The 13,959-nt window shown below is 47.0% G+C and carries 11 protein-coding genes; all 11 read right to left on the bottom strand.

Features of this window, described 5'->3' with window-relative positions; all coding sequences use genetic code 11:
- Positions 1 to 15: 15 nt before the first annotated feature.
- Positions 16 to 2,919 carry a TonB-dependent receptor gene (locus tag AC6H3C_RS15730; RefSeq protein WP_497516363.1) on the bottom strand — a complete coding sequence of 968 codons (2,904 nt, stop codon included), beginning with the start codon at positions 2,917 to 2,919 and terminating at the stop codon, positions 16 to 18.
- An 88-nt stretch (positions 2,920 to 3,007) separates the two neighbouring features.
- A complete protein-coding gene (locus AC6H3C_RS15735) occupies positions 3,008 to 4,192 on the bottom strand; it encodes a FecR family protein (protein WP_497516364.1) in 1,185 nt (394 codons plus the stop codon).
- Between the two features lie 68 nt (positions 4,193 to 4,260).
- Entirely contained in the window at positions 4,261 to 4,788 is a 528-nt protein-coding gene (locus tag AC6H3C_RS15740) for an RNA polymerase sigma factor (protein WP_497516365.1), read from the bottom strand.
- A gap of 94 nt (positions 4,789 to 4,882) precedes the next feature.
- A complete protein-coding gene (locus tag AC6H3C_RS15745; RefSeq protein ID WP_497516366.1) occupies positions 4,883 to 5,551 on the bottom strand; it encodes a hypothetical protein in 669 nt (222 codons plus the stop codon).
- Positions 5,469 to 6,002 (bottom strand): hypothetical protein, encoded by a 534-nt coding sequence (locus AC6H3C_RS15750; protein ID WP_497516367.1) that lies wholly within the window; start codon positions 6,000 to 6,002, stop codon positions 5,469 to 5,471. Before AC6H3C_RS15750 ends, AC6H3C_RS15745 begins: the two co-directional genes overlap by 83 nt.
- Before the next feature lie 162 nt (positions 6,003 to 6,164).
- Positions 6,165 to 7,565, bottom strand: coding sequence for an alpha/beta hydrolase family protein (locus AC6H3C_RS15755; RefSeq protein WP_497516368.1), 1,401 nt, complete (start codon positions 7,563 to 7,565; stop codon positions 6,165 to 6,167).
- A gap of 181 nt (positions 7,566 to 7,746) precedes the next feature.
- Positions 7,747 to 8,841, bottom strand: coding sequence for a sialidase family protein (locus AC6H3C_RS15760; protein WP_497516370.1), 1,095 nt, complete (start codon positions 8,839 to 8,841; stop codon positions 7,747 to 7,749).
- A gap of 19 nt (positions 8,842 to 8,860) precedes the next feature.
- Positions 8,861 to 9,544 carry a DUF3826 domain-containing protein gene (locus tag AC6H3C_RS15765; RefSeq protein ID WP_497516371.1) on the bottom strand — a complete coding sequence of 228 codons (684 nt, stop codon included), beginning with the start codon at positions 9,542 to 9,544 and terminating at the stop codon, positions 8,861 to 8,863.
- A gap of 32 nt (positions 9,545 to 9,576) precedes the next feature.
- Positions 9,577 to 11,145: an MGH1-like glycoside hydrolase domain-containing protein gene (locus AC6H3C_RS15770; protein WP_497516372.1), complete on the bottom strand. Its 1,569-nt coding sequence runs from the start codon at positions 11,143 to 11,145 to the stop codon at positions 9,577 to 9,579.
- 3 nt (positions 11,146 to 11,148) lie between these two features.
- Entirely contained in the window at positions 11,149 to 12,993 is a 1,845-nt protein-coding gene (locus tag AC6H3C_RS15775; protein WP_497516373.1) for an exo-alpha-sialidase, read from the bottom strand.
- A 21-nt stretch (positions 12,994 to 13,014) separates the two neighbouring features.
- Positions 13,015 to 13,947 (bottom strand): glycoside hydrolase family 43 protein, encoded by a 933-nt coding sequence (locus tag AC6H3C_RS15780; protein ID WP_497516374.1) that lies wholly within the window; start codon positions 13,945 to 13,947, stop codon positions 13,015 to 13,017.
- Between the last annotated feature and the right edge of the window lie 12 nt (positions 13,948 to 13,959).

The raw sequence follows: 13,959 nt of genomic DNA on the forward strand, positions 1-13,959 counted from the left end.
AGAGAACGTGGGTTTTTAACTTGAACTAAAATTTTTGTACGATAAACTGGTTGAAAGACCATAAAAGAATTTCGGTTCAGGAGAACCGATACAGATATAGTCGCTTGTCCCGATTGAATTGTCATCGGTATGGTCCACGTACATTTCTTCACCCAAATTGGCGGTCGACCGTATTTTACGGTATTCATCCAACTGTTCCTGGGTACGGATGATGCCTGCCGACTCGCGTGTATAGACTGCATTAACCGGTTTGCCAACTTCCAGAAACCGGGCATAACCGTTTGACGAAGTTCCCAGGGTTATTTTTTCAACATCTCCATATAGCTCAGTGATTTTATTTTTATTCATCGTTACATTGGCCCCAACAGACCACTTCAGTTCGCCGTCCAAAATTTTTGAATCGACAGCTATTTCCACACCCTTATTTTGTACTTCACCTATATTATCCAGGATACTGGAAAAACCGGAAGTTGTCGGAATGGGCACATTATAAAGCAAATCGTTTGTTGTACGGTTATAGTAATCAACATTGATGTCCAACCTGTTCCACAGACCAATATCGATACCTAAATCGTATTGAGTTGTCCGCTCCCAACGTAAGTCGGAGTTACCGATTGACTCTGTAAAACCTTGTAAAAGCGAGCCGTTATACACATAATAAACTGATGTTAATTTGGGTAATGAGGCGTAATTACTGATTTCCTGATTACCGGTAATTCCGTAACTAGCTCGTAACTTCAGATTTGAAATAACTTTATTATCAAGCAAAAACGATTCCTGGCTGATGCGCCAACCCAGACCAACCGATGGGAAGAATCCCCATTTGTTGTTCTCACCAAAGCGCGAAGATCCATCATAACGGCCTGTGGCGGTAATCATGTATTTGTCGTTATAAGCATAAGAAGCCCTCGCAGTCCACGAAATCAACTTATTGCCGTATTTTGTTGAACTATAAGACACGCTTGAACGATCAGCCAATGTCATATCGTAAGCTCCGGTAGCATCATTTTCGAAACCGGATCCCCGTAAACTCATGGCTTCATACTCATAATCCTGGTACGAATAAACGCCGGTAGCTGTAAACCGATGGACATCATTCCATACATTGGAGTAAATCAGCATATTTTCGGTCAACTTGGAGGTCATCTTGTTGTAGAATTGCCCTCCCAAACCTTTTCCTCCGGAACTTAAACCCGCAGATGACAAGGATGTTGAATAATCGTACCGTTTTGTATTTGAGATATCGACCCCAAAATTGGTTTTGAACTTCAGGTTTTTGTGCAAAGTAAATTCGGCAAAGACGTCGCCTAAAATCCTGTTTCGTACCGACTCGTCGGTTACTTCACTGGCATCGGCCACAGGATTCCATTTTCCTTCGATGTAAGAGTCATGTTGGGGATCGAGGAAGGAATAATACCAGGAACCATCTTCATTTTTCACTGGCATGGTCGGCCATCCAAAACGGAAGAGATTACCCGTTGGGTTATCCCTGAAATTTTGAGTGGCATTGCTATACTGAAGATGTGTTCCAACCGTAAGCCAGCTTCTGAATTCATGGCTCAAATTATTTCGCAACGTAAATTTTTCGAAACCGGAAGCAGGGAGCAAACCAGTCTGCGAAAATATATTACCTGATAACATGTAGGTCGTTTTGTCTTTCCCTCCCTCAAAGGTGATAGAATGTTCGTGAATAGCTGCCTGATCGCGGACAATCGCATCCTGCCAGTCAGTATCATAAGCAGGGGCCGGATTGGATGATGAATAGACCGGCGAACCTTTTGAATAGGTATATGCTTCATTGACATACTTGATAAATTCATCGCGGCCCAGCATTTTCACCAAACGTTCCGGGGTCTGAATTCCATAGTAAGAATTGATTGATAAATCGTTTCTTCCTTTTTGTCCCTTTTTTGTAGTAATCAATACCACGCCATTCGCACCACGGGAACCGTAAATAGCCGATGATGAAGCATCTTTCAGTACTTCGATCGATTCGATATCATTGGCGCTGATATCGTTCAGGTTGCTGTTCATCAAGGGGAAACCGTCAACCACATAAAGCGGGTCATTACCGGCATTGATAGACCCACTTCCCCTAATCCGCAAAGTAGGCGACGAACCGGGAGCGTTATTGGTCAACACGGCGACCCCGGAAGCCCGTCCCTGTAATGCCTGGATCGGATTTGAAACCGATGAAGTTGCCAGAACATCCGATTTTACCTGGGTTATAGAACCCGTTAAATCGCTCTTTCTCATGGTACCATAACCAATGGCCACTACTTCTTCGATGCCGATCGTTTCTTCTACCAATTTGACATTGAGATAAGCCTGGCCTTCAAAGCTCACTTCCTGAGAAACCATACCCACAAAAGAGAATACCAAAACCGACCCTGGTTTTACATTATTCAAGGTAAACGATCCATCCAGATCGGTGATTGTCCCCGCGTTTGTTCCCAAAACAACAACAGTGACCCCCGGAATCGGCTCTCCTGAAGTAGTGGTAACTTTGCCGCTTGCCGTTTGCGGTTGTACACTTTGGTTTAATTTACGGGACTGATTGTCGGCCCGGATAATTACCTGCCGGTCGTAAAGGGTGTATTTCAGGTTCTGGCCTTTCAGAATTTCATCCAACACCTGGGTAATCGTGGCGTTTTCGAGGTTAACGTTGACTCGCCTGTTTTCATCCAGTTCGTTCAGGTTGTACAGGAAAACATATTCACTTTCAGTTTCAATCTGGTTCAGAATTTCCTTTACCGTTGAATTCGAAAGTTTCAGGTTTAGTTTCGTCGATTGTGAGTACGAATTTGCCGTAACGGAAATTACGAAACACAAAGAGATCAGTGTAGTTAGTTTCATGATTCTCCATAATGTTTTAATGCTTCCCCAATAGGGAAAGTCTGTTAATGACTTTTTTTTCATAAATTTGACATGTTTAGATTATAATAAACCAACCGGTTGATTTTAACCTGGTTTAAACCGGAGGATGTGCTACCATCTTCCGGTTTTTTTAATTCAGGCTAAAAGCTCCGGCATTTTCTTTCATTATTTTTTTATCAGTTATTAATTCAATGTATTCAAATACTTCCATCAGTTCTTTATTTAAATCAAGTTTTCCTTTTATCCGGCTGCTGCCAACCTGCTGGTCCGGTACGCGAATGGTAATATTAAAATATTGTTCCACCCGGCTTACCAGATCAGATACCGGCTCGTTGTCGAATTGCACAATACCGTCTTTCCACAGCTGATAATACAGGCCGTTTCCTTGTTGTACCTGAATATTTTTCGTAGCCTTGTTTCGGCTGACCTGTTCCATGGGTTTCAGATCAACCCAACCTGCAAACAACGAATGATCGGATCCGCGAAACCGGATCTTCCCTTCCTGTAAAAAAGCAGTCAGCTCCTGCCGGTCGGGATAAGCTGACAGATGAAAACTGGTTCCCAATACTTTGATAACTGCCGAAGAAGTTTCTACAAGAAACGGATGACCGGGGTCTTTGGTGACGTCGAAAAAGGCCTCGCCAATCAGATACGCATTTCTTGTTTCCGGACTAAATTCGCGCGGAATGATGATCCGGCTGCCGGCATTCAACTGAACCACGCTGTTATCGTAAAGTTTTACCCGGGCGCGTTTGCCAAAGGGGACGACAACCAGGTTTTTTGAATTTTCGTGATGAGCAGTTCCGATTTTGACCGTATCGGTTTGGATAACCAGCTGTCCGGGCATTGAAAAATCGATGATTGTCTCACTGTTTCCTATTTCACGCTGTGAACCGTCGGCCAGGTAAACCATCGTATTCAGCGAAGCGCTTTTTACCAACAGACTCTCGTCCATTGGCACGATCATCCGGTTCCAACTTAATTCATACATCAACAGCGAACCGATGGCGAAAAACAAAATGGCTACAGCCGCATAACGGGCAAAACCGGAAAAATTAAAACCGATTGACCGGGAACGGATTTTCCGCGTACCGGCATCCATCATTCGTTGGTAGATGATCTCTTTTTTTCCGGCCTGCGGCTGATGGTTTCTCACGGCTAAAAGCCCTAATTCTTTTTTTGCACGCAACATTTTTTCCTTTTCTTCCGGATGTGCGGCGAAGTAGGCTGCATAGTAATTTTCGGTTTCGGGATCAGGGGTAAATACCCATTTCACGAACCTTTCATCCTCGATATATTTTTCAAGTTCCGGCATTTCTCAGGTATATTTTCTCTCTAATTGCACAGAACCGAAAAAAGTGGACATCAATTAGGCCTTATTTTTTATGCCCTAAAACACATAAAAAGTAATTCCAGCGGCGACTCTTTTAAAATGGCGCGTAAAGAAGAAACAACGCGGTAAACCTGTTTTTTGGCCGAGTCGGGTTTAACACCCAGTATTTCGCCAATTTGCTGATAGTTGAGGTTGGCGTAAAATTTCAAATAAATAATCTCGCGGGAGGCCGGATTTAAGTCATTCAGCGATTTAAGGATCTGATCGATCTTCTCTTGTTCCAGGTCTTCCGGCTCTTCGGTTTCGAGTAAGAATTCGAGCTTAAAATCACCTGTATTTCCCCGGTCGAGAACAATTCGCTTTTCTTTTCTCTGCTTTCCGTAAATGGTCAGTTTTAAAGCTTTCAGTAAATAAAATTCAACCGAATCCGTATCCGACAGCTTGTTCCGATTGGTATAAATGGTTAGAAAGAGTTCCTGGATGCTGTCCTCAACCAGGTCGGTATTTCCGGTCAGCTTACATCCATATTGAAACAAGCGGTCGAAAAACTGATCATAGATCTGTTGAAAGGAATCCATGTCCCCGTCTTTGAAACGGGACCATGCGACAGACCAATCGGTATGTTTAATTCCTTTCACCATGAGGCCTCCAGACTAATTATTGATACTTTTCTTATTTATAAACCACAGGCACTAATCGATTCAAATATTCCTCCACATTGGTATAGCCGTCGTTGTTTCGATCATCATTTGCATCCGACGGATCATTCGGGTCAAGTCCGTTTGCCAGTTCCCATTCATCAGGCATACCGTCGTGATCGGTATCAACAGGAGCTTCAGCCGTTTTCAGTTCGGGCCAGCCACCGGCCTGTTCTACCATATCCACCACACCATTCCCTTTCACCGGTATCTTCCCTTCAACTTCCGATACAATCCTTTTCTCATGCGCATCACGGCCTGGTACAATAACACCGGCATATTTCAGCACATTGTTGTATGCTTCTTCTGCCGGAATGTTTTTGGTTTCCGTGGTTGGCAAGGGTGCATTCAACCGGTTAATGTTCGGCGAAGTGCCCTGATCCCAAGCCACAGCATGCTTCCAGTTATCTTTTTTCGCCTTCGGAAAACCATGAATCAGATTGTCCGCAATATACCATTTTGAATCGAATCCGTACTTTTGTGCTTGATCAATTCGTACCAGTTGGTTCCTGGTTTTCTCTGTCGTCGCCAGACCCGGCTTGTAATAGTTCGCCACAAAATTAATACTCCCGGGCTTTCCGTCGCAGGTCCGGTGCCCGTAGTTGAAAACCACATTGTTCCTGAAATCGAGCGATTCGGTCATATAGATAGCGACTGTTGCCGCCGATACTGGGGTTGCGGCCCGGGGCATGGGCCAACAGGTTATGATGGTACGAGGCGAACTTCCCTCCCACCGATCCGGCAAAACCGTGGGAACCTTTATGGTGAACCGACTTGTTGAGCGGCTCGGCAATGATACACCACTGTACGCTAATATTCTCCGTTCCTTTCCACGAGTTAATTCCTTCATCAACGGTCCAGCTTATCGTACAATGGTCGATGATGATGTTTTTGGAGTCGCGCACTTCAATGCCATCAATCTCGTCGCCATTCAGTCCGGAGGCAATGCCCGGACGTACCCGGATAAAACGCACAATCACATCATGCACATCCTGGATATGCAAAGGAAAAGCCAATTGCTGAGCCAATACACTAAAACCGGTAAACAAGACCAGCATTAAAAATATCAAATAGCGACTTTGATTGAATTTCATAATCTTTTCATATTTAAGGCTATATCATTCTGGCATTGACCTGTACTGGTATTTCAAGAACTCCGGATATCGTCGTCCCGAACTTGTTTCGGGATCTTAATCCATTCGATACAGACCCTGAAATAAATTCAGGGTGACTTTTTCTTAACGTTAATCCTTGAGTCATAAAAAAGCTTTCTGAAACACTTCTTCCAACTGGTCAAAGCCTTTTAAGGCATGGGGCGGCAGGTTTTCACCATTGGCGCCAAATACCTTCAGTTGATCTGCTGTTTCAATTGTAATGGCAGATTCGTCCAGTTCGCCGTCCTGCCTGAACACTTTCGACGAGTTGAGCCCGAGGTGTTGGGCCAAAAAGCGGTACATAGCCGCCCGTTTCGAGGGACCGTAATCGTGGCCTTCGCCGGGTAGATGTACATTTTCCACCACGGCGCCTGATCCGTAAAAGTCATAAATTCGTTTCAGGTAGGGAAATTCCAGTTGGGGAACATTCGCAGTCCAGTCGCCGCCGTCCGAGATAATCAGCTGTGGTTTCGGGGCAAAAAGTCCGGCCAGTTCCACATTATTCGTCCCCCCTCCGCACAGATGAACCGGGTTTCCGCTTTCGCAGGGGCAGCCGCCGTAATGAATGGCCGACATCATCACCGCCGGAACGCTCACATCAATGCGGTCATCCAGGGCCGACATCAGCATGCTGTGGCTGCCACCACCCGAACCGCCGGTAATGCCCACCCTGTCGGGATCGGCGTATGGCAGCGAAAGCAAATAATCGAGCAGGCGAATGCTGTTCAGCGCCTGCATGGTATTGGCCATACTTTTCCGGTGCGTTTCAGGCTCAAACTGCAAGGCCGATTCGCCCCAGGCAAACAGGTCGTAACTCACGGCAACCGCTCCCATCCGGGCCAGTCCGGCACAACGGGCCTGAATGTCCTTGTTGTAACGCCCGTCGGCAAAATGGCCGTTAGGACACAAGATTACCGGGATCTTTCCTTTTATTTTTTCAGGTTGATAAACAGAACCACACACATAAACGCCCGGCAATACTTCCAACGCCATGTTTTGTACGGTGTAGCCATTCATTTTTCGTTTTGGCGTCAGAACAGGTTTTGTCCCGGGACTTTGGGGCATAGGCGACAAACGAACCGCTTCGGGCAGACAGTCTTTCAGCGCATCGCGACGATTTTCCCAGCTAACCTTATCCGGGTATAAACCAGCCAAATAGTCGAGTGTTTCGCGGGCTTCGGTTACCGACCGGAGGTGATAACGGTATCCTTCAATTTTAAACTTGCCCGGGGCCCCGTCGGGCAAATGAACCAGATCGAACGGAGCCAGCACATTTTTCAAGGTTTCTTCCAGGCCGGGACGAAAACGCCAATCGGCATAATCCAATATTTTCCCTTCCACATCTTTTTCCGAAATCCTCAGTTTTACCTGAAAACGGGTTTCAATGTCTTTTAAAACGTCTTTCAACGGACGTTGAAAATGATTGTCGGAATTGGGTATTTGGGCATGAAGCTGAAAAACAGCCATACAGGCAAGCAACAACAAGATTGATCGTTTCTTCATAATTTTCAGGTTTGATATCAAATTACAGTAACAAACTTTTGCCAAGTACGTCATCCCGAACTTGATTCGGGATCTCATTCCGATAGAGATGCTGATCCGGCAGCTGCCGGGCAGCATGACCTTCTCCAGGGTTTTTTGTATATACAGCACAAGTCTGTGGCTCCTGACCTTCAAAAATCGTTTACTCCGGCCACTTTTCGTTGACGATTTTCGTCAGTTTCAATTTCTCCGGATCAACTTTTACGTATTTCATCTTTTCGCGGCGCCATGTATAAATAATGTGTACCATGCCATCGGCAGACTGAATTACCGCCGGATAAGAATACTGGCTAATCTCCGAATCCTCAAGCACAAGCGCCGCCGACCAGTTTTTCCCGTCTGCCGAAACCGATACATTCAATGGCGTCCGGTAACCTTTCGATGCGCCGACTGGCGTTTTCACGTGGTTGTAAACCACCAACTGCCGTCCGTCGGCCAGGCTTACCGCATCGGTGCCCGAGTTATTGTTCGGCAATCCGGATTCCTGAGGCAGCGACCAGGTTTCACCCATATCGGATGACCAGGAGTCGACGATCACGCTGTTCTTACTGCGACACAAAATCTGCAAGCGTCCATCGGGATGAATTAAGACGCTGGGTTGAATAATCGAATAAGTTGACGGGCTGTTGATCGGGCCCACTTTTTCCCAGGTTTTCCCGAAGTCGGGGGTGATTTCGAAATGGACCTGCCAGCCATTGTCGCCTTCGGTGCTCGACGGACAAATCAGCTTGCCGTTATCCAGCCATACCGGTTTGTTTTTCACCGGCCCGATGAATCCTTTTGGAAGCGCTTCGGCTTCGCTCCAGGTTTTTCCGTGATCGGTCGAACGTTTCAGCATGCCCCACCAGTCTGACGGTTTGGACCCTACTTTATAAAACAGAAGCAGTTCGCCGTCGGGCACCTGGTACAATACCGGGTTCCAGGTCGGGTAACGCAGCGTATCGTTGATCACCCCATTGGCCACTTCGGTAGATTTAGTCCATTCGCCGTCAACCAAACGGCTGAACCGAATGGTTACATCCGGGTGACGTTCGTGCGTTCCACCAAACCAGGCAGCTACAATCCCTTCGGGTGTTTCGGCCAGCGTACCGGCGTGGCACGACGGGTAAACATCTTCTTCGTATAGAAAATGCTCTTCCACAATCCCTTGCTTCCAACGATTTTCCGGTTCAGTGGTACACGACAGAAACAAGCCAGCAACCACGATCAGCAGACTTGTATTAAATCTTTTTTGCATTTCTATTTTGGTTTGAAATTTATTTATTGGCCTTTTCGGCTTTCCGGGCATCAACATAAGCCTTGTACATTTCCCGCCAGTTTCGCCCGTTGTTGTTCAGGTATTGTTCCGATTTGGTTTTGTAGATTTCGAAAATGGCAGAAATTTGTTTCATATTTTTATAATCGACAGCCATTTCACGGGCTTCCTTCAGATACGCCAGGATGGTGGCTTCTTCTTGTTCCGTCATGTCCGGAACAATCGCCCGGTAACCTTTCATGGTAAAATCCACTTTCCCGATGGTGTATTTGTCGAGAACAGCTTCCACTTGTTCTTCCGTCAAGTCGCTGCGAAGTCCGGTCATCAGCGCTTCATGCACCGATTTGGGCATGGCCGAGTCGGCAATCATCTGCCGGTCCAATTCGCTAAGCGGGTTCCCGGTAACGGGATTAATGCCCGCCGGAACCGTTGACGCCGGATGTTCGTTGTGCCAGTCGCGCACGGCCGTGAAGTGCTCTGCAATTACGGCAACCAAGCGCTTTTCTTTTTCAACATCATTCAGACTCAGCGAGACCACCCATTCGGCTGCCTTTTTTTCCTGCTCAGTTGGTTCTACAGCCACAGACACTATTTTGGCTCTTTCGCCCACAGCCTGAACGACGGGCAAAAACAAAAACATTCCGGCCAGTAAGCAGGCTCCTGCTTGGAGATAAGATTTTTTCATCGATATTCAGTTTGAAGTTTATACATTGGTTTTTACTGACAGATCAGTTTTTCCAATCGGGCCGTGCGGCCAATTTCTTTCCCATCGGCCCAAACACTCAGGCCTTTTCCTTTTTTGTACTTTTCCCCGGTTTTATCCCAGATGATGGTCAGGATTTTTCCGTGATACAGCACACGATCGAGGCAAAACCAGTCCCACTTGTTTTCAGGAATCAGCGGATTGATTTCAATCACGTCATCAGCCCGCGGACGAAGGCCAATTAAGCCTGTAATTATCAGGTCATTGAAGGTGGAATGATTGTAGTAGCGGCTTCGTTCCTGGTCGCCTTTTAGCCAGTAGCCGGTCGTTTCGTCCTGATACTCGCCAATATACGGACGACCGCGATGATACTGCGATTCCACATATAGCTCCATGTGCATGAAATAATCGCTTTTATCTACAACCGTTTGCCGGTAGTCATTCAGCAGATTGGCCATCCCGGTGAGCGTTTGCGCGCTGGCAAAGGGCCAGATCGCCCCGTCCCACTCGCAGCGACAGCAACCGTGGCTGCGGAAATCGGGGTGACGGCGTTCGGCGGTTGTCAACCCGTACGGAGCAAGAAATCCGTTGTGATCCGTTACCTGTTTCCAGGCGACGGAATGTTCTTCGCCGGGGAGGTTAAAATACCAGGGAATGTAGCCAATGGCTTCGCGAACCTGTGCAAAACCTCCTGCTTCTTTCACCGTTTCAAAAAACTGATCATCGGCGCTCCAGAGGTTTCCAAGAACCAGGCTTTTCAACGTATCGGCCTTAGCTGCATACAAATCGGCAAATTTCCGGTTGTTGTTTAAGGCGGCAATTTTTGACAATGCCAGCGCATTCCCGTACATGTAACTGTTGATGGTTGGCCGGAGGTTTTTTTCTTTCCGCCCGCCACTGATCTGCTCTTCCATGCCGTCGCGTACATCGTATTGCCAAAACAACCCGTTTATAGTCCTTTTTTCTAGCTCCCATTGCCGGTATTCCTCCACCAAATCGGGCAGCATACCGGTCAGAAATGTTTTATCCGAATTAACCAGGTAACTGTTGTACAAAGCAAAAGCCGTCCAACTACTGAACTTCAACAGTTTGTCCATCATGCGGCCCTCGTTTCCGCGAAACCAGATCCTGACATTGTCCTGCAAATAAACCGGATTGTGCAACCAGCGGGTTTCCATGATGTGATGCCCCAGGGCACAACTGATCAGGTTGTATTTATCGGCATACGGCCGGTCAACCAGAAATTCGGTGATGCCGTAGCCCATCGGAGTTTCGGTGATGTGCTTACGTAAGCTCCACCAGCGGTAATAATAGATTTCCTGAAAATTATCCTGCGGACATTCAAACAGCGGAATGTTGGCCTTCATCCAATCCCACGAAACTGAGTTCGGGATGGCTTTAGCGATATTCTCACCTTCCATCCGGTTGAAATAGTCGGCATAGTGTTTAAAATCATCCGCTTGTAAAACGGTTTTTTGCTTCTTTTTAGATGAAGCTGAAGCAGTTAGCGGGTACGGATTGACCAGGAAAACCACACAAATCATCATGATCAGGAAAACAGATTTTTTTGCGTTCATCTTCATCGTTTACAATTTTTTTGTGGTTAACGAATAGACTGAAAATACCGCTCCGTCAACCGTTTTTCCGGTTTGCGGAAGATCGTAATCCTGATCGGTTGGCGTATCCACATCGGGGAAACGGCGGACATCGCCGGTGCGGAAGGTCAACCGTTCGAACCCGTGCACCGGGGCAAAACACAAACCGGTTGATTTGAGTTGTCCGTCAATATAAACGTGATAAAAACGATTGGGGGTTGTGCCCTCGATACGGATCGTATAAACCTGACCCGCTTCATAGGCCATGATGTTTTTCATCCGGTAGCCGTTTTTCTGTTTCAGGTAACCGTCGGCGCCAAAAGAAAGGCGAAGGGCTGCCGTTCCTTTTCCGTCAACCAGTTCTATATCCAGCTGGCCGTGGTTATTCTGACCGGCAGCAAGGGTAAACTCCAAACTTAGGCTGTCGGTTGCAGGAAACAAACGCTCTGCCTTGGCATAATCGAATTCATCCTGATCACGTAAAACCAGGCAACGTTTGCCGGCGGCATCTTTCTCTATCCCCACCCGGGCCCATACCGGGCTAAAGATGTTCCAGTTGTCAAGCTCCGTCTTTTCGGGTAGCCGGTCAAACACCTCATTTACCTGCTCATTCGCTTTATCAACAACCGGCACCGGAATTTTCGACACCCACATGTCTTCTTTGTTCATGCTGTAGGTAACCCACAGGTGCCCGTCGGAGGGCGTACCGTTTCCTTCCATGATACCGCGAACATATTGCGGTCCGTACGATTTATAGTTGCCACCGTAGCGCATGGCGCTGATTTCGCCGTTCACCAGCAACAGTTTGTCGTATTTCAAACCGTCGTCGCTCACCGAAAGCGCCAGTGGCCATCGAAATTCAGAAGGGTTGTAAACCATTGCATAGCGACCATCCGAAGTTCGTTGTCCCCAGATTTTGGCATTGCTGTTTACAAAGCCCGGCGCGCGCACCGGCTGGGTCCAGCTTTTTCCTTCATCCTCGCTGATGGCCGTTAACGCATGTTTCCACAGACCAACCACTCGTCCGTCGGGCAAGTGATAATAATTAAATGCTTTATAGTCGCCCTTCAGCGAAATCAGCGGATCGTCGCGGTCCGCTTCTTCGTTCCAGTGCTGGGTAACCAGTCGTTTCGACAACAGTTCGTTGCAGGTTTTCACAAAACCTTTGTCTTTACTTTTTTTGAAGTTCGGGTAATCGGTATTTTTTTCATTCCACTTTTTGTTGTAGCTGATAAAATAAATCGGTCCCCACGAACCGTCCTGATAGATTTCGCGGACCACCCTCCCGATGCCGTTGCCGTCGTTCGGGCTGTCTTTTTCATGGAGCGAAATGGCAATGTAAGCCAAAGCAAGCAAGCGGTTGTCCGACGAAACGTAAAAGCCCATGCGCTGGTGATTCACCGATTCCAGGTTACGGGCCACGGTGGTATCACCCTCTTTCATGGTTCCATCGGGAATTTTATAGGACGGAAAGATCACTTCGGGCATCGTCCACTGATAGCCGTCTGCCGAAGTTTGCAACAAGGTAGCGCCGGGCGCGATGTGCTCGCCCACGGGATCGCTGAGGTATTCCAGAAAAAAGGTATTGTTCCAGTACGCCAGCATGGGTGCATGGTTATAGGTCCAACCCAACTTGTCGGAATATTCGGGAAACTCGCGGTTGGCCCGCATCACGCCGATGTTGTGCACTCCCATCGCCGGCCGCAGCTGACCGTGGTGGTAATCCGGATTATTCAAGGTTTCACCCACATAACGCGGCAGCTCCTGGGCATGCAAAAAAACACTGATGAACAGCATTCCCCCTATCAATCCAATAACCTTTTTTGTTCGTCTCATGCTTTTCTGTGTTTTTCAATTTTATTTTTTTGAAGCGGAAGCTCCAATCAACTGATTGATAATTTGCTGATTCGTTTTAAAAATAGTGCCATGTTTATGACCTTCGGGCAGAGAAACCTGATCCGAAATATCTTCAAAATGAACAAAATCGGTTGTTTTTGCGGCGCCATATATTTTCTCGCGGTAGGCATCGTAATAAATCAGGTAATCGTTGTCAATTTTCACAACGGTTGGCCCCTCGGTAAAAAAGTCGGTAAACGGTTCGGAAACATGTTGATACGGACCGATCGGATCAGCGGCAAATGCCACTTTCAGGTTGCGCATCGGGCGGGTGTTGTCTTTCAGCACCAACACGTAATCTTTGGGCGCGCGTTTCACAATCACTGCATCAATCACGCTGAAACCCGGATCGAGAAACAGCTTTGTTTCGGTGAACGTCCTGAAATCTTTGGTCGTCGTATAATACATCCGGTGGTTGTTCCTTTCTTCTTCTTCTCCTTTTTCAAATTTGAAAGGAATCGTAGAAGCCCAAATGATGATGTATTCCTCTTTTTCGTCATCATAAAAAAGTTCGGGCGCCCAAACGTTTACCGTTGAGGTATCGGTCATCACCTCGATAAACTGCTGCTCCGACCAGTTGATCAGGTCTTTGGAACTGGCATATCCAAAGCCCAGATCGCCCCGCCACGAAGAGGTCCATACCAGGTGAAAAGTACCGTCGGGACCTTTTACAATTGACGGATCGCGCATCACTTTCTGATTACCGATCTGTGGGGCCAGATAAGGCCCGCCCAGGTCGGTCCAGTGATAACCGTCTTCGCTGTATGCCAGGAACAAGCCGGCATCAGCCGGTTCGCGGAAGGTTGAAAAAACGTAATATTCTTTTTCGCTTGCTTTTTCGCAGGAAATCAGTCCTGCAAACAATACCAGTAAAATCAAGTGAACTCTTTTCATATCACATTTCTT

The organism is Gaoshiqia sp. US2 (genome assembly GCF_059705485.1).

Coding starts and splice junctions, on each gene's coding strand:
- AC6H3C_RS15730 (WP_497516363.1), bottom strand. CDS start 2,919: ATGAAAAAAAAGTCATTAACAGACTTTCCCTATTGGGGAAGCATTAAA.
- AC6H3C_RS15735 (WP_497516364.1), bottom strand. CDS start 4,192: ATGCCGGAACTTGAAAAATATATCGAGGATGAAAGGTTCGTGAAATGG.
- AC6H3C_RS15740 (WP_497516365.1), bottom strand. CDS start 4,788: ATGGATTCCTTTCAACAGATCTATGATCAGTTTTTCGACCGCTTGTTT.
- AC6H3C_RS15745 (WP_497516366.1), bottom strand. CDS start 5,551: ATGACCGAATCGCTCGATTTCAGGAACAATGTGGTTTTCAACTACGGG.
- AC6H3C_RS15750 (WP_497516367.1), bottom strand. CDS start 6,002: ATGAAATTCAATCAAAGTCGCTATTTGATATTTTTAATGCTGGTCTTG.
- AC6H3C_RS15755 (WP_497516368.1), bottom strand. CDS start 7,565: ATGAAGAAACGATCAATCTTGTTGTTGCTTGCCTGTATGGCTGTTTTT.
- AC6H3C_RS15760 (WP_497516370.1), bottom strand. CDS start 8,841: ATGCAAAAAAGATTTAATACAAGTCTGCTGATCGTGGTTGCTGGCTTG.
- AC6H3C_RS15765 (WP_497516371.1), bottom strand. CDS start 9,544: ATGAAAAAATCTTATCTCCAAGCAGGAGCCTGCTTACTGGCCGGAATG.
- AC6H3C_RS15770 (WP_497516372.1), bottom strand. CDS start 11,145: ATGAAGATGAACGCAAAAAAATCTGTTTTCCTGATCATGATGATTTGT.
- AC6H3C_RS15775 (WP_497516373.1), bottom strand. CDS start 12,993: ATGAGACGAACAAAAAAGGTTATTGGATTGATAGGGGGAATGCTGTTC.
- AC6H3C_RS15780 (WP_497516374.1), bottom strand. CDS start 13,947: ATGAAAAGAGTTCACTTGATTTTACTGGTATTGTTTGCAGGACTGATT.